Origin of the sequence: Baaleninema simplex PCC 7105 (assembly GCF_000332355.1) — a bacterium.
Taxonomy (GTDB): domain Bacteria; phylum Cyanobacteriota; class Cyanobacteriia; order Cyanobacteriales; family Geitlerinemataceae; genus Baaleninema; species Baaleninema simplex.
On record NZ_KB235958.1, the window covers coordinates 1,452,890 to 1,477,021 of the forward strand.

21 protein-coding genes are annotated in these 24,132 nt (G+C 49.8%); 11 read left to right on the forward strand and 10 right to left on the reverse strand.

The features are described 5' to 3' along the window. The first annotated feature begins 236 nt into the window (after nucleotides 1-236). Both GEI7105_RS0108400 and GEI7105_RS0108405 read left to right on the forward strand, forming a co-directional pair. Nucleotides 237-1,424: a nucleotidyltransferase family protein gene (locus GEI7105_RS0108400; protein WP_017660032.1), complete on the forward strand. Its 1,188-nt coding sequence runs from the start codon at nucleotides 237-239 to the stop codon at nucleotides 1,422-1,424. Between the two features lie 13 nt (nucleotides 1,425-1,437). Then, nucleotides 1,438-3,372, forward strand: coding sequence for a S9 family peptidase (locus GEI7105_RS0108405; protein ID WP_017660033.1), 1,935 nt, complete (start codon nucleotides 1,438-1,440; stop codon nucleotides 3,370-3,372). Nucleotides 3,373-3,429: 57 nt separating this feature from the next. Here the strand turns inward: GEI7105_RS0108405 and GEI7105_RS0108410 are convergent, their stop codons facing one another. Beyond that, the gene (locus GEI7105_RS0108410; protein ID WP_017660034.1) at nucleotides 3,430-3,849 is read right to left on the reverse strand and encodes a CU044_2847 family protein; all 420 of its coding nucleotides are present in this window, start codon (nucleotides 3,847-3,849) and stop codon (nucleotides 3,430-3,432) included. A gap of 89 nt (nucleotides 3,850-3,938) precedes the next feature. Between GEI7105_RS0108410 and GEI7105_RS0108415 the strand changes: the two genes are divergently transcribed. From GEI7105_RS0108415 to GEI7105_RS0108425, 3 genes are read left to right on the forward strand one after another with little or no spacing between them, the layout of a single operon-like run. Continuing rightward, a complete protein-coding gene (locus GEI7105_RS0108415) occupies nucleotides 3,939-5,501 on the forward strand; it encodes a caspase family protein (protein ID WP_017660035.1) in 1,563 nt (520 codons plus the stop codon). Nucleotides 5,502-5,531: 30 nt separating this feature from the next. Then, complete coding sequence (locus GEI7105_RS0108420) at nucleotides 5,532-6,533, forward strand: AAA family ATPase (RefSeq protein WP_017660036.1); 1,002 nt, start codon at nucleotides 5,532-5,534, stop codon at nucleotides 6,531-6,533. Further along, nucleotides 6,530-7,612, forward strand: coding sequence for a hypothetical protein (locus GEI7105_RS0108425; protein WP_017660037.1), 1,083 nt, complete (start codon nucleotides 6,530-6,532; stop codon nucleotides 7,610-7,612). Before GEI7105_RS0108420 ends, GEI7105_RS0108425 begins: the two co-directional genes overlap by 4 nt. Before the next feature lie 15 nt (nucleotides 7,613-7,627). Here GEI7105_RS0108425 and GEI7105_RS0108430 read toward each other — a convergent pair whose 3' ends face one another. Beyond that, on the reverse strand, nucleotides 7,628-7,831 hold the full coding sequence (locus tag GEI7105_RS0108430; RefSeq protein ID WP_026097516.1) for a type II toxin-antitoxin system HicB family antitoxin: 204 nt from the start codon (nucleotides 7,829-7,831) through the stop codon (nucleotides 7,628-7,630). A gap of 115 nt (nucleotides 7,832-7,946) precedes the next feature. Here GEI7105_RS0108430 and GEI7105_RS0108435 point away from each other — a divergent pair, with 115 nt between their 5' ends. Both GEI7105_RS0108435 and GEI7105_RS0108440 read left to right on the forward strand, forming a co-directional pair. Continuing rightward, complete coding sequence (locus tag GEI7105_RS0108435) at nucleotides 7,947-9,530, forward strand: formylglycine-generating enzyme family protein (RefSeq protein ID WP_017660039.1); 1,584 nt, start codon at nucleotides 7,947-7,949, stop codon at nucleotides 9,528-9,530. Nucleotides 9,531-9,560: 30 nt separating this feature from the next. Beyond that, complete coding sequence (locus GEI7105_RS0108440; RefSeq protein WP_017660040.1) at nucleotides 9,561-10,424, forward strand: formylglycine-generating enzyme family protein; 864 nt, start codon at nucleotides 9,561-9,563, stop codon at nucleotides 10,422-10,424. A 187-nt stretch (nucleotides 10,425-10,611) separates the two neighbouring features. Here the strand turns inward: GEI7105_RS0108440 and GEI7105_RS29690 are convergent, their stop codons facing one another. Further along, nucleotides 10,612-11,583, reverse strand: a complete 972-nt coding sequence (locus GEI7105_RS29690; RefSeq protein ID WP_017660041.1) for a formylglycine-generating enzyme family protein — start codon at nucleotides 11,581-11,583, stop codon at nucleotides 10,612-10,614. A gap of 530 nt (nucleotides 11,584-12,113) precedes the next feature. Here GEI7105_RS29690 and GEI7105_RS0108455 point away from each other — a divergent pair. From GEI7105_RS0108455 to GEI7105_RS0108475, 4 genes are all read left to right on the forward strand, one after another. After that, nucleotides 12,114-13,184, forward strand: a complete 1,071-nt coding sequence (locus GEI7105_RS0108455) for a DUF3616 domain-containing protein (protein WP_017660043.1) — start codon at nucleotides 12,114-12,116, stop codon at nucleotides 13,182-13,184. 370 nt (nucleotides 13,185-13,554) lie between these two features. Next, nucleotides 13,555-15,345, forward strand: coding sequence for a translational GTPase TypA (typA, locus tag GEI7105_RS0108465; protein WP_017660045.1), 1,791 nt, complete (start codon nucleotides 13,555-13,557; stop codon nucleotides 15,343-15,345). Between the two features lie 220 nt (nucleotides 15,346-15,565). Continuing rightward, on the forward strand, nucleotides 15,566-15,982 hold the full coding sequence (locus GEI7105_RS0108470; RefSeq protein ID WP_017660046.1) for a XisH family protein: 417 nt from the start codon (nucleotides 15,566-15,568) through the stop codon (nucleotides 15,980-15,982). Beyond that, complete coding sequence (locus tag GEI7105_RS0108475; RefSeq protein ID WP_017660047.1) at nucleotides 15,970-16,305, forward strand: XisI protein; 336 nt, start codon at nucleotides 15,970-15,972, stop codon at nucleotides 16,303-16,305. Before GEI7105_RS0108470 ends, GEI7105_RS0108475 begins: the two co-directional genes overlap by 13 nt. Nucleotides 16,306-16,413: 108 nt before the next feature. On the opposite strand, the gene GEI7105_RS0108480 is transcribed toward GEI7105_RS0108475, so the two are convergent. From GEI7105_RS0108480 to GEI7105_RS38995, 7 genes are all read right to left on the reverse strand, one after another. After that, a complete protein-coding gene (locus GEI7105_RS0108480; RefSeq protein ID WP_017660048.1) occupies nucleotides 16,414-16,980 on the reverse strand; it encodes a Uma2 family endonuclease in 567 nt (188 codons plus the stop codon). Between the two features lie 72 nt (nucleotides 16,981-17,052). After that, the gene (locus GEI7105_RS40985; RefSeq protein ID WP_017660049.1) at nucleotides 17,053-17,271 is read right to left on the reverse strand and encodes a transposase; all 219 of its coding nucleotides are present in this window, start codon (nucleotides 17,269-17,271) and stop codon (nucleotides 17,053-17,055) included. A 478-nt stretch (nucleotides 17,272-17,749) separates the two neighbouring features. Continuing rightward, nucleotides 17,750-18,655, reverse strand: a complete 906-nt coding sequence (locus tag GEI7105_RS0108490; protein ID WP_017660050.1) for a hypothetical protein — start codon at nucleotides 18,653-18,655, stop codon at nucleotides 17,750-17,752. A 17-nt stretch (nucleotides 18,656-18,672) separates the two neighbouring features. Continuing rightward, on the reverse strand, nucleotides 18,673-22,395 hold the full coding sequence (locus GEI7105_RS0108495; protein WP_144053721.1) for a hypothetical protein: 3,723 nt from the start codon (nucleotides 22,393-22,395) through the stop codon (nucleotides 18,673-18,675). A 45-nt stretch (nucleotides 22,396-22,440) separates the two neighbouring features. Then, the gene (locus GEI7105_RS0108500; RefSeq protein ID WP_017660052.1) at nucleotides 22,441-23,031 is read right to left on the reverse strand and encodes a Uma2 family endonuclease; all 591 of its coding nucleotides are present in this window, start codon (nucleotides 23,029-23,031) and stop codon (nucleotides 22,441-22,443) included. A 147-nt stretch (nucleotides 23,032-23,178) separates the two neighbouring features. Further along, nucleotides 23,179-23,676 carry a type II 3-dehydroquinate dehydratase gene (aroQ, locus tag GEI7105_RS0108505; protein WP_017660053.1) on the reverse strand — a complete coding sequence of 166 codons (498 nt, stop codon included), beginning with the start codon at nucleotides 23,674-23,676 and terminating at the stop codon, nucleotides 23,179-23,181. A gap of 8 nt (nucleotides 23,677-23,684) precedes the next feature. Then, a complete protein-coding gene (locus GEI7105_RS38995; protein ID WP_017660054.1) occupies nucleotides 23,685-23,822 on the reverse strand; it encodes a hypothetical protein in 138 nt (45 codons plus the stop codon). Nucleotides 23,823-24,132 lie beyond the last annotated feature (310 nt).

Here is a 24,132-nt window from a genome sequence, read left to right on the forward strand (position 1 = left end):
CTATCTGCAAGAGCGTCTGTACCGCCTTATCTCTCCGTTTTGCCCCAGTCTGTTCGTATCGTATAGTGGGAAAGTCGATCGTCTCGAGCAATCGAGGCGAATGTTACCCTATCAACAGACTCCCAATCCCTCAAACAGCGTTCGTCTCGCGTCACCGTGGCATCGCCCCGAAGCGATCGGGTTGAGAAGATCCAGCAAAATCCAAGTAGACTCAGGATCTCAAGAGATATATTCGTATGAAAGCGATGATTTTGGCAGCGGGGAAAGGAACCCGCGTGCGCCCCATCACCTACACGATTCCCAAACCCATGATTCCCATCCTGCAAAAGCCAGTGATGGAGTTTCTCGTCGAATTGCTGCGCCAACACGGTTTCGACGAAATCATGGTCAACGTCAGCCACCTCGCCAACGAAATCGAAAACTACTTCCGCGACGGTCAGCGATTCGGCGTGCAAATCGGCTACTCCTTTGAAGGAAAAATCGCCGACGGCGAACTCCTCGGAAAAGCGATGGGATCGGCGGGTGGAATGAAGCGAATTCAAGACTTCTATCCGTTTTTTGACGATACCTTCGTGGTGCTGTGCGGCGACGCCTTAATCGACCTCGACATCTCCTCAGCCATCGAATGGCATCGTAAACAAGGAGCGATCGCCACCGTCATTCTCAAACCCGTTTCCAAAGACGAAGTGTCCAGTTACGGCGTCGTCGTCACCGACGAAGACGGTCGCATCAAAGCGTTTCAGGAAAAGCCGTCCGTTGACGAAGCCCTCAGCAACGATATCAACACGGGAATTTACATTTTCGAGCCAGAAGTTCTCGACTACATCCCCTCGGGTGTCGAATACGACATCGGGGGCGACCTGTTCCCGAAACTCGTCGAAATGGGAGCGCCGTTTTACGGATTGAGTATGGATTTCCAGTGGGTGGACATCGGGCGCGTTCCCGACTACTGGAAAGCCATCCGCAGTGTCTTGCGCGGCGAAGTCAAAAACGTAGGAATACCCGGTCGGGAAGTCGTACCGGGAGTTTATACCGGCTTGAACGTCGTCGTCAACTGGGACAAAGTCGATATCCAAGGGCCGGTTTACATCGGATCGATGACGCGCATTGAAGACGGCGTGAAAATCGTCGGCCCCAGCATGATCGGCCCGAGTTGTTGTATTGGGAGCAACGCCACCGTCGATAACAGCGTCATTTTCGAGTATTCTCGGTTGGGGCGAGGCATTCGCCTAGTGGATAAATTGGTATTCGGTCGCTACTGCGTCGATCGCTTGGGAAATGCCATCGACGTGCAGGCCGCCGCCCTCGATTGGCTGATTACCGACGCGCGACAAGATCCCCCCTCGCGGGTACCGCGCGAACACCAGGCCATCGCCGAACTGCTCGGTGGTGACGGCAACGCCCTCATTTCCGAAGACGACTAATTATAGAGAAGCGATGACACCGAACCGCCCCGCGATCGCCCCCTACGGTACTTGGAAATCCCCGATTACTTCCGACCTCATCGCGTCGGGAAGTATCCGCTTGGGAGGACTGGCCTTCGACGGTGACGAGATTTACTGGGTCGAAGGCCGTCCCTCAGAAGGCGGCCGCAACGTCTTAGTCCGTCGCCAACCGGACGGGACGACCGCAGACGTGACCCCACAGGACTACAACGTTCGCAGTCGCGTCCACGAGTACGGGGGTGGGGCGTTCGTTGTCGATAACGGTGTCGTTTATTTTTCTAACGTCAGCGACGGACGCATCTACCGCCAACCCTTGGGAGAAACCCCGCAACCCCTGACGCCAGAAGGAGCGTTCCGCTATGCCGATTTCGTGGTCGATCGCTCCCGCGATCGCCTGTTGTGCGTGCGGGAAGACCACAGCGGCGAGGGGGAACCGGAAAATACCCTCGTTACAGTGGGTTTTGACGGGTCTGTAGAGGTTCTCGTCTCGGGATGCGACTTCTATGCCTCCCCAGCCTTGAGTCCCGATGGAAACCAACTGGCTTGGCTGAGTTGGAACCATCCCAATATGCCCTGGGACGGGACTCAGTTGTGGTTGGCCGATATCGACGATAACGGCAAGTTGAGTAACGGGAAGACTGTGACGGGGGGCGCAAACGAGTCGGTATTTCAGCCGCAATGGTCGCCGAACGGAACGCTGTATTTCGCCAGCGATCGCGCCAGTTGGTGGAACCTGTACCGTCTGGGTAAGGTGGGCGTCGAACCGCTGTTTCCCCTCAACGCGGAGTTTGCGACGCCGCAGTGGGTGTTCGGAATGTCCACCTATGCGTTTTTGGGTGGCGATCGCCTCATCTGCGCCTATACGCAACAGGGAATGTGGCAGATGGCGACGCTGAACTTGGGGACGAAACGCCTGCAAAATTTGGAAACCCCCTACACGCAGATTTCTTCGGTGAGAGGACGGGGGGATCGGGTGGCGTTTTTGGGAAGTTCGCCGACGGAATCCAGTGCGTTGGTGTTGATGGATGTCGATCGCGACGACATGAAGATTTTGCGGCGATCGAGCGATTTAGAGGTAGACCCCAGCTACATCTCGAAACCCGAAGCGATCGAATTTCCCACGGAAAACGGACAGACGGCTTACGGCTTTTTCTATCCTCCCACGAACCCCGACTATCAAGCTCCGGACGGGGAAAAACCGCCGCTGTTGGTCAAAAGTCACAGCGGACCGACTGCAAGTGCTTCGACGGGGCTGCGGTTGTCGATTCAGTATTGGACGAGTCGCGGTTTCGGTTTCCTCGAGGTGAACTATGGGGGAAGTACGGGATACGGACGAGATTACCGCCAACGCCTCGATGGAAATTGGGGCGTTGTGGACGTAGACGACTGTGCAAACGGTGCGAAATATTTAGTCGATCGCGGTTTGGTGGACGGCGATCGCTTGGCGATTACGGGAAGTAGTGCGGGAGGATATACGGTTCTCTGCGCCCTGACGTTCCGCGATACCTTCAAAGCGGGGGCGAGTTATTACGGTGTCAGCAATTTGGAAACTTGGGCGGCGGATACTCACAAGTTCGAGTTGCGGTATATCGATCGCCTAGTGGGGCCGTATCCCGAACGCAAGGACGTTTACGAAGCGCGATCGCCGATTCATTTTGTCGATCGACTGTCTTGTCCGACGATCTTCTTCCACGGGTTAGAAGATACAGTGGTTCCCCCGAGTCAAGCCGAACAGATGGTGGAGGCGTTGCGGAAGAAAGGTTTACCGGTGGCTTACGTTCCGTTTGAAGGCGAACGACACGGGTTTCGCCAAGCGGAGACGATCAAACGCGCTTTGGATGCGGAGTTTTACTTTTATTCTCGCGTGTTCGGCTACGAACCGGCCGACGACATCGAACCTGTTGAAATTGAAAATCTCGATTCGTAGAGTTGGTCAACCTGCGTATCCCAGGCTTCCAGCCTGGTTCTTGCAAACATTCCCACACTACCGTTTTGGATTGTCTGGGGTTTGGGTGTTTTGGGGATATTGAAACTTAACCTGAACTTTCATGGTGGTTTCTGCCGAACCCTCCGTCACCAAGGGAACGCCAGCTTTCCCCGCAAATTTCAATCCGAATTCGATGGTCACTTCGGAAACGTTGGCACTGGCAAAGTTGCGGAAGGAGTTGACGGCAAATTTGGCGTAACCGCGCATCATCTCGGTGGCTTTGACCATGCGATCGCGGGCTTCTTGGGAAGCACTCGCACCACCCCGACTCGGACGATCTTCATCTTCATCTTCCTCGTCGGCGATCGCGTCGAGGTCGATGGGTTCGGCGTCTTTCGACTCAATATAGATTTCGTAGCGTTCGCCGGTCTCCTCGTCTTCGTAAACCAGCTTTTGCAAAGGAACTTCGTCAGTCATAAGGCTGTTCTCCCGATCGATACTTGTAGCGCCTTTCCTCCATCATCGTATAAGCTGGAGCTACCAGCAATCGATCGCTCGGACGCGGTATGCCGAAACGCCACGCTTTAGTTATTGGAATTTCAAAGTATAAATCTTGGACGACTTTAAAAAATGCCTGGAAAGATGCAGAGTCAATTTCTCAGTGTTTAGAAAAATATGGCGACTACCAGGTTACGCGAATTCCCAGCAAATATATCATCGAACAAGAGGGAAAACGCGGTGTTTACAAACTCATCGAAGATTATTTAAGTTATACCGATTTAACTAATGCTATCAAAAAAATATTGGAAGATACAGATGATGGCAGCGAATTATTGATTTACTTTGCAGGTCATGGATTTTCTGCCAAAGATAATTTTGACGACGAATATGGTTATATTGCAGCTTCCAATAGTAAAAAATGCGGAAGTTATGCAATTGCTTTAGAAAGCTTGAACAAGCAATTTATTAAACGTTTAAAACGCTCGAAGAGTGGATTAGTCGTACTTCTCGATTGCTGTTACGCCGGATCGATTCTGGAAGGGGCGATCGAAAAGCAAATATTTAGCCAAAGCTTTGCATCGTTGATAAAATATGTAAACTTTGGAATTTTAGCTGCTTGTCGTCGAACTGAAAAAGCATACGAATCCGATATTAGCGACCACGGACAATTTACCGAAGCAATACTTCATGCGATAGAAGACCATAGCCAAAATGACTTGCTAACGTTTTCAGGGTTGGCTCAATATGTGGCGGTCGCTTTACGAGGAACTGGTCAAGAGCCTGTAGATTTAGCCCTTCAAGGTTCGACTCTTGAGATTATTAACTGTTTAAACAAACAAAACCCTAAAGAACAGCCCATCGAAAAATTTTTAAGACTACTTTTTTGTTTAAATTACAAAAAACCCGATCGCATTTTTCGAGAATTTATGGAAGAGTTCGATCGCAGAGTGGGGGCGTTCTGGATACGGGGAAAGCGAGATAGCGCCCAAAAATGGCTGTTATATCGCCTGTGGGTCGATTTCGTTCCCGGCTCGATTCAGGCGTTTAAAAAGACATTTAAAATTCGCACGGGTTCAAGAATTGAAGACCTCTGGCAGCAACTTGCAAGCTGGTTAGAAACTGAAGCAGAGCCGAATGCAATTGTCGAAGAAATTTTAGAACAGTGGCAAAACAAAAAAACGGTTGCTATTGTCTTCTATGAAATCGAACGATTGTCAACCGACGACCTGCAAGCTTTTATCGATAATTTATGGGTTCCACTGGTGCGAAAAACCCAAGATTACGATATCGACACGCCGTTACTTTTGTTCTTTGTCGATTTAGGACGAAAAGGCGATCGCACCTGTCCTATCGAATACGGAACTGAGTACGATTGCGATCGCCCCGAGCAGATTATCGAACTGGTCGCCGATGGATTTAAAGACCGCGATTTTCGCAACTGGACGGAAGCGCATCACGACGCACTTAAACCCCATCTCAACGGACTTTGTCCGACCGAACTGAAGGACAAAGCGATTCAATGTAACCGCCAAACTGACGTTCGACCGCTTGATGTGTTAATCGAACTGTGTGACTATTGCGGTGTTGTCTGGGAGCGCGATATTGCGAATAAGTTTCTAGCTGGTTAAACTCTCATTTTTTACAAGGTCGATCGCACTATGACAGCTCAATCCGAACCACTTCAATATCTCGGCGATCCGGATTTGCAACCCAAGCCAAACCGACAGGCGCGGGTGTTTCCCTACTTACCCAAACCGTCACTTATCGAGGCGGTGAATTTGGCGATCGCACTCGATCGACCGCTTTTAATTCAAGGAGAACCCGGTTGTGGAAAAACCTTACTGGCTCGCGCGATCGCCTACGAATTCAGCCAGCGATACCTCAAGGGAAAAGCAGAATGGCCGTTCTTTAGCTGGAACGTGAAATCGAACTCAACCGCTCAGGAAGGTCGCTATACTTACGATGCGTTGGGGAAATTGCGCGACGCTCAGCTCGTGGGAACGCCACAACTCGAACAGTTTCTCGATGACACGCAACGACAAAAGCTGATCGATCGCCTCTCCAACCCCGAAGGCTATATTAAATGGGGACCGCTGGGGTTGGCGTTGCAGGAGTGCGATCGCCGTCCGATTCTCCTCATCGACGAAATCGATAAAGCGGACATCGATTTTCCCAACGATTTGCTGTGCGACCTGGAAGAAGGCTATTTCATCGTTGACGAAACCCAGCAACAAATTCCCGAAAAACCGGGTGCGAACAAACCCATCGTCATTATCACCAGCAACCAAGAACGCGAACTTCCCGAAGCATTTCTGCGTCGCTGTCTGTTCTTTTATCTCCCGTTTCCCGACGAAACCCACCTGCGACAAATCGTCGAGTGTCATTTTCCCCGTCCCGATCGCGCGGACATTATTAAAAATGCGATCGCCAAATTCCTCGAAATCCGCAGTAAAGGCCGCAGTCGCAGCCAAGGAAAACAAGCCAGTACCAGCGAACTTCTCGACTGGTTGAGCGTGTTAATTGACGATTCCGAGGCGGCGGCGAAAATTGAGAAAGTCGCCAGCGACCCGGCTCAGCTTGGAATTCTCCTCAAATCCAGAGCCGACCTCGATCGCGTCCTGCGGAAACCGCCAGCTCAACCCAAATCGGAACCGTCGTGAGCGAAACTTGGCCGCCACTCCCGCTGTTTGACTTGTTTCTGGAGGTGCGCGAACCGCTGGGTTTGCGTCCAGATGACTATCATCTCTTGTTGGACGCGCTCGATCGCGGGTTTGGCTGCGAAAGCCTCGACAACCTCAAACAAACCTGTCGCCTGCTCTGGCTCAAAACCCACGACGATCGCACCATCGCCTATTTTGACGCGGTGTTCGATCGCTACGTTTCTCGCAACCCACCGCAAACCCGAGAAGAAGAAGATCGCCAACCCGGTGACGGTTCCTCGACGACTGCGACAACCGCCGATTTGCGTCCTGCACCGACGGTTCCCCGTCCGCCGCAACCTCAACAACCCCAACCGCGACCCCTGCAAACCCTCGGTGCGTTGCGAGAAGGCGATCCTCAACTCCATCAAACTTCGGAGAAAGGCTATATCCTGAAGCCGACGGACTTTCCGTTTCAACCGCGTCTCGCGCGTCGGAGTTGGCGGCGACTGCGACAAATCGCGCGTCTGGGGACAACCGGAAACGTGGATATTCCAGCGGCGATCGCTGCTATTGCTCGCGATCGAGTCTGTTTGACTGTCCCGTTGGAACCGAAACGGGTCAACCTCCTCGAACTCGTCTTTTTTATCGATCGCGACGGATCGATGGTTCCCTTTCACATTCCCTGCGATCGCCTTCTCGCCACCGTCGAACCCAAACGGTTTTTTCGCGTCGAGCAGTATTATTTTCGTAACGTCCCCGAGCGATCGGTTTACCTCCGTCCGAAAGGCGCACAAACCAAGCTGTTGGACGAGTTGCTTCCCTCCCTGTCGGACACTCGTACCGCCGCGATCGTTCTCAGCGATGCGGGTGCGGCGCGACGGGGTTACAATACTCCCCGAGTGGAGTTGACGGAACAGTTTCTCGAGGCACTGCGGCCGTGGGTTAGGGCGATCGCGTGGTTGAATCCGATGCCGTCGGAGCGTTGGTTGGGGACGACTGCTGAAGAGGTTCGGGAGTGTCTGGAGGCGATCGGGGGTGGAATGTTTGAACTCAGTCACGACGGACTGAACGATGCAGTCGATTTCGTCCGGCGTTGAGAATAAAAACGCCACTCAAACCACGATTTCCCGAACGATCGCACCGTCGATCGCACTCAAACTGTCTTCCGTGGGTTCGAGATAGAGCGCGATCGCTTCCCGAATATTCGACAGCGCATCCTCGATACTTTCCCCTTCGCTAATGCAACCGGGAAGAGACGGAACCGATACGGTGTACCCTCCCGCTTCACTGGGTTCGAGCAAAACCTGTAGTTTCATAGAGACAAACGACGAGAGCATTTATTCAATCATAGAGTTACAAACTCGATTGTTCTCCCCTTCTCCCCCTCTCCCCCTCTCCCCCTCTCCCCTTCTCCCCTGCTCCCCCTCCGCAATGCCGACCCAAGAACTCGAGCGAACTCGACGAAAAATCCTCACCTTCCTGAAAACTTACGGGTCGGCACATCTCGACTTGGCGTGTCACGCTGCGTTCCCGTTTGCGGTGACTTCGGAACTGCTCTATTGCTTGCGGGAAAACTTTTTGCCGGACTCTCCCTGGATTGCGGTGGCGGATGTTTTGCTGTCGCCGTGGTTCGAGTCGGTGGGTGACGACCTCTACGAAATGGAACCGGAGGTGCGATCGTTCCTGTTGCAGCAACTCGCCGAAGACAGTCGGTTTGGAGAACCTCGTCTGAACGAACTGGCAGATTTCGCGACGGCTTATGTCGGTGCGAAATTGCCCGAAAACCCGAGAGCGGCGCGAGATTTTGGGCAGGATTTCGAGTGGATTGCTTTGGCGTGCGTTCGTCCGGGTGACGCGGCGCGTGAGATTGGAGAGCGGCTACGTCGTGCGGTGGCGGAGGGACGCGACGACGATCGCCAGCGTTGGATCGATTTGTTGGTCGGACAAGAAGACGTACTAGGACAACTCGGCCTCGAACCGGCGTTTTTGTTGCAAGAAGTCGATGCGCTCTCTTCATTTCCTCTGGAAACGTTTGATTTTGAGGAAGGGTATTTCGAGCCTGTGGCTGAACCTTCCGAGACAGTCGCCAGTGAGGAGGAAAACGCCGATCTCCAACCGTTTGAGTTTGAAACGGCACGGTTGGAAATGGTGAACTCGAAAGCCGTTATTCATCGGAGTTCGGGTCGAGCGTTTCAGTTTGTCGAAATTCTGCCTAACGACATAACCCTCGAAATGGTGGCGATTTCGGGTGGTACGTTCCTCATGGGAGCGGCGGAAGGTGAGGAAGGAGCAGATTCCGATGAGTATCCCCAACATGAAGTGACTGTGCCGGACTTCTTCATGGGGAAATATCAAGTGACACAAGCGCAGTGGCGTGCGGTTGCGACTGGACTGCCGAAGATCGATCGCGATCTCACTCCCGACCCGTCAAACTTTAAAGGGGACGATCGACCTGTCGAACAAGTCAATTGGTACGAGGCGATGGAGTTTTGCGATCGGCTCTCTGAGGCAACGGGACGTGACTATCGACTCCCTAGCGAGGCGGAATGGGAATACGCCTGTCGTGCGGGAACGACCACACCGTTCGCGTTTGGTGAGACGATTACACCCGATCTTGCCAACTACAATGGTAACTACACCTACGGCAACGGCCTGAAAGGAAGCTACCGCCAAGGAACTACCGATGTCGGGAGTTTTCCTGCGAATGCTTTCGGTCTTTACGATATGCACGGCAACGTTTACGAGTGGTGTCTCGATATTTGGCACGACAATTACGAGAATGATGCACCAACTGATGGCAGTCCTTGGTTAGACGACGAAGCGGAAGAAAAACGTACAGAAAAAGCAATAAAAGAAAAACGTACAGAAAGCAAAAATCCCCGGCTCTTGCGTGGTGGTTCTTGGTACTACAATCCGGTGTATTGCCGTTCTGCGGTTCGCCTCAGGAACTACCCGGACATTCGGTTCTACCTCTTCGGTTTTCGCTTGTGTTGCTCCGTGGCGCGGACTCAGTAGCTCTTTGCCCTCTACACCCTCCATCCTGTTATGAGCCAAGCCACACAATACGTCCTCCGTCGCCGCCAGCGCACGGCTCAACAATACCGCGAAGACTTGGGCAACGGCGTAACCCTGGAAATGGTCTGGATTCCCGGCGGAACGTTTCTCATGGGATCGCCGGAAGGGGATAGACAGTCACCAGTCACCAGTCACCAGTCACCAGTCACCGATGAAGAGAGGTTTCAAGGCTACAACGAGGAACGTCCTCAGCATGAAGTCACCGTGCCAAGCTTTTTTATGGGGAAATATCCCGTGACACAAGCTCAGTGGCGTGCCGTTGCCACTGGACTGCCAAAGGTCAAGACCGATCTCAATTCCGATCCTTCATCTTTCAAAGGTGACAACCGACCTGTCGAACAAGTTAATTGGTTTGAAGCTGTTGAATTTTGCCAGCGTTTGGCTCGTTTGGCTCAAAAAACTAAACGACTCTATCGCTTACCGAGCGAAGCGGAATGGGAATACGCCTGCCGTGCCGGAACGACGACTCCCTATCACTTTGGCGAAACGATTACTCAGGAAGTGGCGAGTTTCAGCAGGTCATATGATGAAGGAACTACAGTAGTTGGCAGTTATCAGCTTGCCAATGCTTTTGGCTTATACGATATGCACGGCAATGTCTGGGAGTGGTGTTACGACCAATGGCACGATAGTTATAGCGGCGCACCGCCAAATGAAAGACCTTGGATTGATAACGATAACGATTCTCAAAAACGTCGGCTCTTGCGGGGTGGTTCTTGGGACGACTATCCGTGGTTTTGCCGTTCTGCGAATCGCCTCAGGGACAACCCGGACTATCGGTACGTCGGGGTCGGTTTTCGCTTGTGTTGTTCTGTGGCGCGGACTCTATCATAGCCCTTTGCCTTCTTGCCCTATTGCCCTTTGTTTTTTGTACTTTTTTCTTTCCCGTGCGCTTCGCGCACTTTTTTTATTGTTGCAATTTTGAGCATCGGACATTTGGGCAAGCGCAGAGGCTTGCCCCCACGGGCTACTAACTAACGGGCAAGCGCAGAGGCTTGCCTCCACCGGCTGACGCCCCCAATTACCCCACTTTCGCCGCGCCACAAACTACGCGGAACCCGACGTTATAACTGCGAAAATCGGGGCTGTAGTGAACGCGCGTCGCGGAACGACAGTAACCGGGGAAGAACATCCACGACCCACCCCGTAGCGGCCGCGAAGTTTCGTCGCCGCCTATCCCCCCAACCCCCCTTTCAAAGGGGGGCGAAGGGGGGATGTCCGCAGGTGCGCCGTCATAGCTGTGATGCCACGTATCCGCGCACCACTCCCAAACGTTTCCTACCATGTCGTAGAGTCCGAAGGGGTTGGGTAGGAAACTCCCCACGACGGTAGTACGACCGCGAAACCGACCCGATCGAGTGTTTCCGTAGGGCGTGCGTCCGTCGCAGTTGGCCAGGTTGGTGGTGAGGCTGTCCCCGCAGTAAAACGGCGTGGTGGTTCCGCCGCGACAGGCGTACTCCCATTCGGCTTCGCTGGGGAGGCGGTAGAGGCGTCCGGTTTTGAGGGAGAGGCGATCGCAGAATTCGACGGCTTCGTACCAAGAAACGTTTTCCACGGGTCGCGCGTAACCCTTAAACAGCGAGGGTTTCAGCGGTAGCGGACGGTTCACCTTCGGTAACTTGGCGACGGCGTTCCACTGAATTTGCGTGATGGGATATTTGCTGATGTAGAACGGTGCGATCGCCACTTGTCGCTGTCCCCGTTCTCGCGGCGATCGATTCTCTTCCGTCTCTGGCGCACCCATGAGGAAGCGTCCGCCGGGAATCGCCACTGTGTCGAGGGGGGCGTCTTTGGCGAGAACTTCGGTGAAAAAGAAGGCTTCGTTGCGTTCTCGGGTCAGTTCCCGTCCGGTTTCGTCCAGTTTGACGGTTTCAAAATCGTAGCGAGACAGACGAAACTCGGGTCGGACGGGGGAAACGAAACCCGCTTGATGAAAGGTGACTGCGTGGTCTGTCGTGAAATCAGTCGGATCTTGATTTCGATTTTCAAACATATGGGTACGCAGTAAACTTTAAATTGGAATTGTTGGCTTTCAATGCGATCGCCCTTCGATTAGAAAAACTGCTCTATGGCGATCGCGCTCTATCTTATCTTGAAACATTACGAATTGTAGCGTTTTTAGCAAAATGGCGCGATCGATGCTCTGTTATTTTTAGTGTCGTATTTGTCGATTGAGTAGTGAAGTAAAAGCACGAGTCTAGAACGGTTACGTATAAAGGATTTTGTAGCAATTCTTAAATCACAAAAAAGTAATAAAACCTCTTAACTGCTCGCCGATCGCTGTAAAAGGCGATCGAACTTATTGCGTAAATTTATGACCCCACCCCAGCCCTCCCCGTTGCAAGGAGAGAGAGCGAGTTTTCTCTCTTGACAAGCAAGATTCCAAAGCTAACTCTGTCAATCGTCATATTCGCCAGAGGAGGCGATCGCCTCTCTGAAAGTCTCCAATGCCTAACCTCCGAAAGATGACGATCGCCCTCGAGGGGTAATACCCTGAATCTGTCACTTCAACGCAATGTCACCGTGTCTGACCCCTTTCTCCTCAGCCGTATCCTCCTGAAATTCGATCGCGACTCCGACGACCTCATCGGCGAACTGTCCGCCGTGGCCAAAACCCCCGACGGTAGCCTTTGGCTGGGTTCCGACGAACTGACCTCCATCGAACGCCTTTCTCCCCTCGAACCGGGAGTCTACGGCGCACACCAACTGTTTCGCATCGAAGAATTTGTCGAACTCATCGACGACTCGGAAATCGACATCGAAGGCATGGACTACGCCGACGGCTATCTTTGGGTGGTGGGGTCTCACAGCTTCAAGCGTAAGAAACCCAAAGGTAAGAAAACCGAAAAAGACCTCGAACGGCTCTCGGAAATTAAACGAGACGCCAATCGCAACCTGCTCGTTCGCATTCCCATTCTCCAAGGTCAACCCGTCACATCCTGCGCCACCTCCGACGACGCAGGCGATCGCCTGTTTGCAGCGGCGTTAACCCGAACCGAAGCGAGCAACCTGTTACTCGACACCTTAAAGGAAGACGAGCATCTCGGGCCGTTTGTTGAAATGCAACTGCCCTCAAAAGATAACGGCTTGGATATCGAAGGCTTGGCCGTGCGGGGCGATCGCATCTTTCTCGGCTTGCGCGGCCCCGTTTTGCGCGGTTGGGCGATCGCCATAGAAATCCAAGTCGAAGCCTCCGAAACCGGTCAGTTGACCCTACGGGAGTTAGACGACGGCCGCCATTACCGCAAGCATTTCGTCGATTTAAACGGATTGGGAATTCGCGAACTCTGCTTTCACGGCGACGATTTAATCGTCCTCGGCGGCCCGACAATGGATCTCGAAGGAGCAATGCAGGTGTTTCGCCTCAAAGACATTTTAGAACACGATCGCGATACCCTTTGGGACGGAGAATCGGGCATTTTGAAGCTCCTCTTCAACCTGCCGTTTACCATCGGGGCAGACCACGCCGAAGGCTTAACGCTCTTTCCCTGTTTCGAGGAAGACGGGTTGATGGTGGTGTACGATTCCCCGCATCCCGAACGGCGTCCGAGCGATCGCGCCATTTTCGCCGATGTCTTCCGGTTGCCACAGTGAACGGTTTGCCCTCAACCCCTTTTACAGCGAACAGTCAACAGTTAACCGTGAAGACAGTGTTGAGTCGAACGATTTTCAAGTTCTTCTCCCAAGATTGGGAGCATTCACTCCATTTGTAGGGTGGGCAATGCCCACCACACCCTACATTTAGTGTGGTTAACGTTGAATTGCGTAAGTCCAGACAGTGTTGAGTTAAACCATTTCCAAGTCCCTCTCCCAGCCCCCCTTTGAAAGGGGGGTAGGGGGGATGGAGAGGAATTTAGGGTGAGGGCAACAGGCGATCGAACCTCAGATCGATTTGTCAACAGATCGGTTAAGATTGTGAAGAAATCTATCGTTCTGTTAACAGCGCACCGTCTGGACGCTTTTTATGTCTCTCCCAATTCGCAACGTTGCAATCATCGCCCACGTCGATCACGGCAAAACAACACTGGTTGACGCCCTACTCAAACAATCCGGCATCTTCCGCGAAGGGGAGGACGTACCGGACTGCGTGATGGACTCGAACGACCTAGAACGGGAACGGGGCATCACCATTCTGTCGAAAAACACGGCAGTTCGCTACAAAGACACCCTCATTAACATTGTCGATACTCCCGGACACGCCGACTTCGGTGGAGAAGTCGAACGAGTCTTAGGCATGGTAGACGGCTGCATCCTCATCGTCGATGCCAACGAGGGGCCGATGCCGCAAACCCGTTTCGTCTTGAAAAAAGCCTTAGAAAAGGGTCTGCGTCCGATCGTCGTTGTCAACAAGATCGATCGCGGCAAAACCGATCCTTACGGTGCCGTCGATAAAGTCCTCGACCTGTTCATCGACCTCGGCGCCGACGACGACCAATGTGACTTTCCCTATCTCTTCGCCTCTGGGTTATCGGGATTCGCCAAAGAAGAACCCGACGACGACAGCGAAGATATGCAGCCCTTGTTCGAGGCGATTTTACGGAACGTTCCGCCGCCGATTGGCGACCCCGAAAAACCGCTACAACTGCAAGTCACCACCCTCGACTATTCCGATTACTTAGGTCGCATCGTCATCGGCCGCGTCCACAACGGTACGATTCGCGCCGGTCAGCAAGCCGCGTTACTCAAAGAAGACGGTAGCACGGTCAAATCCAAAATCAGCAAACTGATGGGATTTGAAGGATTGGCGCGAGTGGAACTCGAAGAAGCCACCGCCGGAACGATCGTCGCCGTAGCTGGGTTTGACGACGCCAACATCGGCGAAACGATCGCCTGTCCCGATGAACCCAAAGCCTTACCGCTGATTCGCGTAGACGAACCCACTTTACAGATGATGTTCTTGGTGAACGATTCCCCGTTCGCCGGACAGGAAGGACAGTTTGTGACCTCCCGTCAACTGCGCGATCGCCTGATGCGGGAACTGGAAACCAACGTCGCTCTCCGTGTAGACGAAACCGACTCCCCCGACAAGTTCGCTGTCTCCGGACGGGGAGAGTTGCACTTGGGTATTCTCATCGAAACTATGCGTCGGGAAGGATACGAATTCCAAGTGTCCCAGCCGCAGGTGATTTTCCGCGAAGTCAACGGCCAACCTTACGAACCGTTCGAGTTGTTGGTGTTGGACGTTCCTGAAGAAGCGGTTGGCGGTTGCATGGAACGCCTCGGCGAACGCAAAGGCGAAATGCAGGATATGCGGATGGGAAGCGGTCGTTCTCAGTTGGAATTTGTGGTTCCGGCGCGGGGTTTGATCGGGTTCCGAGGTGAATTCATGCGCCTGACGCGGGGTGACGGCATCATGAACCACAGTTTCCTCGAGTATCGTTCGATGTCGGGAGACGTAGAAACTCGCCGCAACGGGGTCATCATCGCTTTTGAGGAAGGGGTGGCCACGTTCTACGCCCTGAAAAACGGCGAAGATCGCGGTGTGTTCTTTATTACGCCGGGAACGAAGGTGTACAAGGGCATGATTGTGGGTGAAAACAACCGCCCGCAAGACCTCGACCTCAACGTTTGTAAGACGAAGCAACTGACGAACCACCGTTCTTCGACGGGTGACGAGTTGGTGCAGTTGCAAGCCCCTGCGGAGATGACGTTGGAACGGGCGTTAGAGTATATCACTTCGGAAGAATTGGTGGAAGTGACGCCGGAATCGATTCGCTTGCGGAAGATGCCTGCGAAGAAGTTGGCGCGTCGTTAAGATATAGCAATATCAAATGATTCTCGGCAACATCCCATTTCGATAAATTGCGGTATAAGATCCCCGGCATCTTGGAGATGCCGGGGATCTGGGGTATCTGGAGAGGTGGTGAGGCGTGAAAATTTACACTTAAATGTTGGGTTTCGCTGGAACTCCACCCAGCCTAGTGAGAAAATATAAAAGATGTTGGGAAGAATAGAACTTTAAATATGCGTTTGATATGACTGCTAAAGACCTATTTCACGAAGCGGTCAGAAATGGGCTAGAAAAAGAGAGATGGCATATTTCCAGCGATCCACTACAACTAGAATGGGAAGAAGTTAAAGTTAAAATTGATTTAGCTGCCGAACGGCTGATTGCTGCCGATCGAGGAGAAGAGAAGATTGCTGTAGAGATTAAAAGCTTTGCCAGTCCCTCACCTATCAGCGAATTTCATACTGCTCTGGGTCAGTTCCTCAACTACCGCCTTCTCTTGGAAATTAAAGAACCCGATCGCGAGCTTTATCTTGCAGTTCCTATCGATATCTACAATACCTTTTTTCAGAGCCGCTTTTCTCAAGTGACGCTCGAACGTCATCAGCTTAAGCTTCTTGTCTACAATCCTATCTCCGAGGAAATTGTGACATGGAAAAACTAGAGTTCTACCGAAGCTGTATTCAAACGCTGTTAGAACGACACAGCCAGTCTTTCCCCCAGGAAGACGAGGTAGAAACGGCGCTTTGCTTCGATACAGTTCGCGATCGCTACCAGCTTATGCGCGTCGGGTGGAGGGAGTTCGATCGCGTATATCATACCGTTCTTCATTTTGATATTAAAAGCGGTAAAATCTGGCTTCAACAAAACACGACAGATATCGATGTCGGGCAAGAACTGATTGAGATGGGGATTCCGAAAGACGAAATCGTTCTCGGTTTACATCCTGCCTATAAACGTCCCTATACAGGTTACGGTGTGTCTTGAAGTGTTTGAGTTTAAGCTGAAGATATTCGCTTATCTTCTCTGTGTCTAGTGTGGTGAGGCGTGAAAATTTACACTTAAATGTTGGGTTTCGCTGTAACTCCACCCAGCCTACTGAGAAAAGATGCGATCGCTCGTCAAATCCAAGCCTTCAAACGTCGGCGATTCCAGTTTTTCTGACCCCTGAAACTCTCGAGGTTCGTACAGTCCCTCAACCCATTCTAAAACCGTAATTTTCGAGGCGATCGCATCGACAATCCAATATTCAGGAATTTGCAACGCAGCGTATTCAGAACGCTTGTATCGATAATCCTCTTCAGGATTTCCAGGGCTGACGATTTCCACGACCAGCCTCGGCGGTTCTTCGAGAATCGCAGAAGGAAGATTTCGTAACGCTTGACGTTGCGCGTTCGTGATAATCACTAAATCTGGAATTCTCGATTTTTGAACGCCCGTTCTCACACCAATAGTTCCAGGGCGAACGAACCAATCGCGATGTGTTTTTTGAATTTCTTGTTTGAAGATATCTTGTAAAAAATCGAGGATATCTGCGTGTAAACCGCTGGCGGGAGGCATTTCAACCAAGTCTCCGTTAACGAATTCGCATTTTATATCGCGATTTTCGGGATGCGATCGATACTCTTCAAAACTATATTTTTTGGGAATCGTTACAGTCATCTCAAAACCCTCTATTTATTTTTCTCGCTCTCTGGATTTTTGGCTGTTTCATAGATTTTTCTAAAATTTTCTTTAAACTGATAAAACTTTCAAAAACGTTTTGACTGTTTGTAAACGATCTATGGCTTTTCTAATTCGTCTTTGTTTGATTTTTTTGATTTTTAAGCAACAATTATTTTTCTTTTTTGATTTCACTTTAAACTTCACTTGCTTTCGGATTTTATACAAATTATCATTTACGGCTTTCATAACGTGAAATCGATCGATGACAATTTGGAAATTGGGAAACATTTTTTCGATGAGCTTTGAAAATCTTTCTCACATATCTATACTGACGTTTTCGACCACTTTTTTGACCTCTAAAGGCTGTTGTAGAAGGATTTCAGCAATTTCTTCCTGTTGTGGTGTTTTTAAAATATATGAGTTGACCCGAAATGAGAAAATATCGAACTATTACATTTCGTGTTTGGTTAAGTTCGTCCGTCTTCTCACCACAATGATTATAGGCGAATTTTTCTTCTCTCAAGCCTAGCTACAAAAATATTACGTCGCCTTCTCCGACTAAGTTTTTCACTCTTACTTTGAGTGAATTCACCAAGTCTTCTACAAAAAACTCATTTTTAAATTTCCTCCATTATAACCTCAAACTCCGAAGATCCAGATTTTCTCGTTTTAAATCCTATTTTATGGAACGATCATCTCTTCAGATTCTCGGAATATTCAAGATTTTAAATTTTCGCCAATCTTCCAATATTGAATCAACTTTAAATTACGGATTATACTCGAAATCAAGTCCAGTTTGCCAGCCAATCCAATCGACATCTGAAGCCAGTCCCCAAACATAAATATAATCGCGATCCCACAAACTGATACGATAGAGAAAAAGATAAGGAAAGGTGTCAGAATTAAAAAACTCCGCGACTTTTAGATTCCACAAATTCTCATTTATATTCTCAAATGCACGAATTTCGAGCGCTCCCGCTTTAATCAAAGCATTTTGAAAGGCTGTCGATCGGTTAGAAGATGCTTCGCAGAGAATCCTATGATTGTAGCGATAATCATATCCGCCACCATAGTATCCATAAATACTAATAACTGGAAGGCGATCGAGCGTTTTTTGCAGGCGATCGCACAACGCTAAAGTTTTAGCATGAGTTTCCGAGTCTTGACTTGGAAGGACTAACTCATTTTCCAGATATTCCTCTTCAAGATAATCTTCAAAATAAAAAGTAACTTCTCGAGGCAAAGTTGGCATAACACAAATCCAATCATGATTTTTAGTTTTACCTAATATCGCATAAAACGAGAACAATCCCTCAGAATAATCAAAATAATCTTTACGTTTTTTACAGCTAAACTCAAGTCCAACAACTTCGGTTAACTCGGATTTGAGAATATCTAAAACTTCTCGATAAATAGTTTCTCGAAGCTCTTGGGTAGCTTCATCTAAAACATTGTCGCGATCGCCAGGATTATATTCCTCAATAATGCAACCTCGCTCCTCCAGACATTCCCAATCATAAATCGCAAATTTCGGATCGGTTGGCGTGACAAAATTTTCCGCAATGAGTAAATCTAATACATTCAACTCTCCCCGTTCTTCACCATCCCAGTAAATCGGACTTCTCATTAAAGTTTCCAAAGTGGCTAGTTTTTGAATCGCTTCGGGTTTCATAACTTCCTCTTTGTGGATTAATCTGGGTTTGACAACTGTGCTTTAGCAGCAGCGCGAACGAGACAATGGCTATCGTAAGCTAATTTTTTCCGCAATTCTTGAGGAGTAGCTGAATTGTTCGCAACAGCATAACGTTCTAACCAAAACGACGATGTGCTTCCCTCTTCCAACGCCGCAACAGGCGTTTGGGGATTCATCAATGCCATCAGCCGAATAAATGGTACGGTAGACTGGGTATATTGGGCGAGGATTTGCGATCGATCGTCGGTTTGTGGGTTAAAAGGAACGATCGCACCTCGAAGGGTAAGACTTGTGGTACGATTTCCTAAAGGAGACGGACGGTACTGCCATTCTGGAATTGTTTCTTGAATAGAAATCGGCGTCTTAGGATTGTCCAAAACCGTTTGACGAACGCTGATTTTCTCGTCGTTGGCAAGTTTTTCTAAAATTGCACTGTTGGCGTGGGGATGGTTGGCGATCGATCGACGAATTTCAATTTCCGGTGCATCAGCCAGTTTCGCTAAAATTGCACTGTTGGCGTGGGGATGGTTGGCGATCGCTTGGCGAATTTCGGTTTCGGGTGCATCAGCCAGTTTCGCCAATACAGAAATCGGTGGATTGTCGCTGTTTAAAACCTGCTGTAACACCGCCTGACGTACACTGGAATCAATATCTTGCGCCAACTGTTCGAGTAAGGAAACGGAGAGGTTAGGATTGTCTAAAATCCCTTGACGAACGCTGGCGCGATCGTCGTGGATGAGATGCTCTAAAATCGTATCGTTAACGTTGGGATGGTTGGCGATCGATTGACGAATTTCGGTTTCGGGTGCGTCAGCCAGTTTCGCCAATACAGAAATCGGTGGATTGTCGCTGTTTAAAACCTGCTGTAACACCGCCTGACGTACACTGGAATCAATATCTTGCGCCAACTGTTCCAACAACGGTTCGAGTAAATGTTGGTTGAAAACCAGATTCCGACGCACTGTCGCACTCTCGTCTTGTTGTAAAATGTCGATAATCGCCGGAAGTGTCGCAGACATCGCCACGACTTCGCGCACTCGTACATCTCGATCGATCGCCAATTTTTCCCACTGTTGAGGCGTTAGCTGGGGATGTCCGACGATCGCTTGACGAACTTCAACACTGGCGCGTTCGATGGCAATATCGAGAAGATCTGATGTCAGGTTCGGATTGCTGACGATCGCTTTTAACTGTTCGGTGTTTTCTTCGGGATCGAACGCTTCTTCGACGAGGGTTTTCAGAATCTCGATCGAGGTATTGGGATGACGCGCGATCGCCTGGCGAAAACGATCGCGATCGACGGGAACTTCTGTATGTTCCCCCTCTCCTAAAGGCTGGTTTTCCCAATATCCTTCGTTTTCAAACAGGTTCGAGATAACCGCCTCGGACAAATTAAGATTGTTGAGTGTGTTGTAGCGAGTCGTAAAGTCTTTTCGCTGGCTCAATCGTTCCAACACTTTCGCCGGTGTGTTAGGATGTTTGGCAACGGTTCTCACCGTGGGAAGATACGAATCTTTTGCCAATTGGGTTAGGGTTTCGCTCGATGTATTAGGATGACAGGCGACGCGATAGCGAATCGTACAGTCTGGATGTTTTGCGATGGCGGCGAGAAGGTTTGGAGGAAATTTCCGAAGGAGTCGATCGCGATCGAGCTGTTGTCTTAATGTTTCAGAATTTCGCAATAATTCTTCAAAAAAATCCATCAATACATCGCTGGGAGTATTGGGATTGCGAAGGATTTGTTGGCGAACATAGGCATTTCGATCGCGAGAGAGTTTTCGTAAACTCTCAACGGGTGTATCGGGTTGTTTCGCGACTTCTTCTCGTACCTTTGGTGCGATATCTTCAGCCAAAATTTCTAAAATTACCGAAAAGATTTCGGGATTCAAAGGTTTGGATGGATTGATGAGACGAAGCCGAACTTTAACACTCGCATCTCGCGCTAATTTTTGCAAAATTGACAAGGGTAAAGTCGAACAACGATCGACAAGAATTAAGCGAATTTCTTCGTCGGAATCTTCGACAAGCTGACTGAGTTTTTTTAGATCTCGAGTTTGGCGAGCGAGTATCCGCTTTTTGTCGCGATTTTGATGCACTTTCCACAGTTGGTTTTGCCCTGTCGATTTAGACTCTTGGCTCTTGAATAATTTTGAGGGTTTGACTGGAAGCTGAGTTTTTAAATCTTCAGGAAATGCAGGATTTTTGAGAAGTTCGTTAGCAATTTTTTCTTCAAAACTCACAGATACTTTTTCTTCTTCTGTCGATTTAGAAAACTTTTTCTCCCATCGCAAAAATATATCGAGATGCTCGAGTTGAGGATAATTGCTTAAAGTTCGATCGTCTAAGCTATCTTTTGATAAACCCAAATCTGCTGACATCCATTGTAAAGTGTCAATTTCAGAAGGTGTTAGTGTTGAAATGCAGTATTGCCAGGATGGCCAGATTTGCTTTAAGGTTGTGGCACGCTCGTCGTCTGATTTTAATAAGGTGAGTAGCCGATCTCCACACGAGGCATGTTGGAATATAAAATTGTATATTTTATCTACAAAAAATTGTGAAATATTAGAGTTTCTTCGGATTAAAGATCTTTGGAGTTTTTTCGGAAAAGAAACCAAGCAAGCTATTCCCTTCAATATTTTTTTGGGAACGTCATACTGTCCTGCCAATTCTTCGAACAAACGAAATGATTCTTCATGAAGAAAATCTTCAGAAAGAGTTTCAACTTCTAGCCAGGCTTTACTCGAACTTTGGTAAATCGTAAAGAAGAGAGACAGAGAATCAATCAAGAGACTGCCCGAGCTTGTAGTGATGTATATTCTACCACCAAAATATGGAAAAAATCTTGAAATACAATCGTAGCTTTCATGAAGCCAGCGTTCGACGATCGTTTTGTTCGTGTGGGGATTCTCAACAACCGCTTCGCGAACTTTAGCATTAGCGTGGTGAGATAATCTCTCAAGTGCCGTTTCTGAAGCTTGGAGGTTTCGAGCGATCGCCAAGGCAATCTCAACGGATTCTTCGGGTTTTAAACTGCATTGAAATGCCAATCGATCGAGAATTTCAACTGAGGTATTTGGATTTTCGGCAACGGCTTTACGAACCTCAAACCAATCCATTTTGGCGAGTTCGGCTAACGTTTCTGGATCGGCATTTTGGTTTTTGGCTGTCTCTTCGGTTCGATCGAATTCTTCGAGGAGAGATTGAAGACAGTAGGGATTGCTGCGAACCGCCGCACGAATTGACGGATCGAGATCGCCGATAAATCGGGTGAAAATTGATAAAGGTAATTTCGCCGTTTTCAGAAGAGATTGTAACTTTGGCTTGGAAAAATCTGGATCTCGAAATAGGCGATCGAACAAACGTTTCGCGTATCGTTCCGGTAAATCGGGATACTTTAAATTCCGAATTCCTGCGTCAACGGGAAGCCACTGGCTCAGAAACATCTCGGGAACCGATCCGAGTTTCAGCATCTCCACCACTAGGCGATCGTTTTGTTCCAAATCCGCCGCCTCCATTGCCGCATCGACTTCGGCTTGCCAATTTTCTTCGGCTTCCCCCGCCAGATTGACGTGCCATTTCGCCTCTTCTGCAATCTGCAAATCTTCACTTTCGGCGAGTTCGCGCAAAATCTCGGTTGAGGTATTGAGTTTTCTGGCGAGTTGATACCCTGCATCGCGATCGCCTTGGCGGTAACGTCGCAACAGTTCGCGGTTCTCCATGACAAACTCCTCTAAAATCCAGTTTCTCTGCAATGTTCGATCGAATTAATCGGTTTGAGTTTTCCTATCGTCTTCGTCTAACGTCACTCCTGCATAAATCGCTTCTACCGCCACAGACAACCCGACGCTTTCTAATTCCAACACTTCGCCGACACTGTAGGTGCGATACGTCCAAAATGTCTCTTGTCGCCGAAAACGCTCGACGAGTCGATGGCTAGTGTTAACGAGGAGGTATTCTTGCAACGTTGGAAGTTGGCGGTAGTTTTCCCATTTGCGTCCGCGATTTTTGGCTTCGGTTGCGGGTGATAGCACTTCAACTAACAACTCGGGAAAGCGAATCTCTGTCGCCGCCGTTCGATCTCGATCGTCGCAACTGACAATGACATCCGGGTAAAAGTAATTTCCCGTCGCTTCTACCTGCACTTTTACATCTGCGACGTTTACCCGACAGCCTTTCGGACGCAAAGCGGCTCGTAATCGATCGTTGAGGTTGAGTGCGATATCGTTGTCAGCGATCGTCCCGCCAGTCATAGCGACGACTTGTCCGTTGATGAATTCGTAGCGTAAATCTTGCAACGGCTCCCATGTCAAATACTCTGAAGCGGTCATCTCGAACGAGTCAAATGCTGCAACCATCGTCTCGAACCCTCCGCTGTGACTGTTACGATCTCATTTTAAACTAAATTGAATAAAAAATCAATAAATTGAATAAAACAAAGCCGTTTGGCGAACTCCTTGCCGAATTTACCAAACGGCTCTATCTTGTAAGCTTCAAGGGAAGCCTTAACGCCTTGACTCCTCGCTAGTCGAGTGAGATGGCTGTCGATCGCGCAGGTAGTGTGTGAGGGCGTGCAGCCCTAAAATATAGCTGTAATATCCAAAACCGCTAATTTGACCGATCGCCACCGGTGCGATGTACGAGTGATGGCGAAAGGATTCTCGCTGGTGAATGTTGCTCAAGTGGACTTCAACAGTTGGGATTTTTACCGCCGCGATCGCGTCTCGTAGCGCTACGCTGGTGTGGGTGTACGCGGCGGGGTTGATCAACAACCCATCGTACTGCCCCCAAGCCTGTTGGACAGCATCGACTAACCCACCTTCACTGTTAGACTGAAAGCACGAAACTTTAACGTGTAAAGTCCGTGCTTCTCGATCGATCAGGCGATCGATCTCGTCTAGTGTCACCGAGCCGTAGACGTTGGGTTCTCGCTGACCTAGAAGATTTAAATTTGGCCCGTGGAGGACGAGCGTTCTAAGCCAGTCTGTAGACGCAGAGGACACCAATTAGACTACCGACGAATTCGGCGATCGTCAACGGGAATTGGAATGGGTTCGGGTTCGGGGCGAACGTCGGGGCCTAACAAGGCGTCGATGAGCTTCCGCGCCCAGTCCCGAACCTTCTCCAATACCTTTTCAATGTAGTCCATCAATCAGATAGCTCCTTCAGTGCGGCCTGATAATCCGGCTGAGCCAAGACAAGGTAGCTCTACCAAAGATTGGTTCTCTTCCTATCATAGCGAAATGGCTTCAAAGGATCAAAGTCATCCGAGCTTGGGGATCGCGGTTGCTCGGATGGATGTAGGAGAAGCTCGCTCGATCCGCATTTTTTAAGATTTCGGGTAAACTGACTCTTTCACGGGGACTCTTTCACGGGGCGATCGCAGGCAGGAAATACTGGCGTTCGGCCAAACTTGAAGTCTTTCGGAGCTGTCTCTAGCAGTTGACTGAAGATCTCGG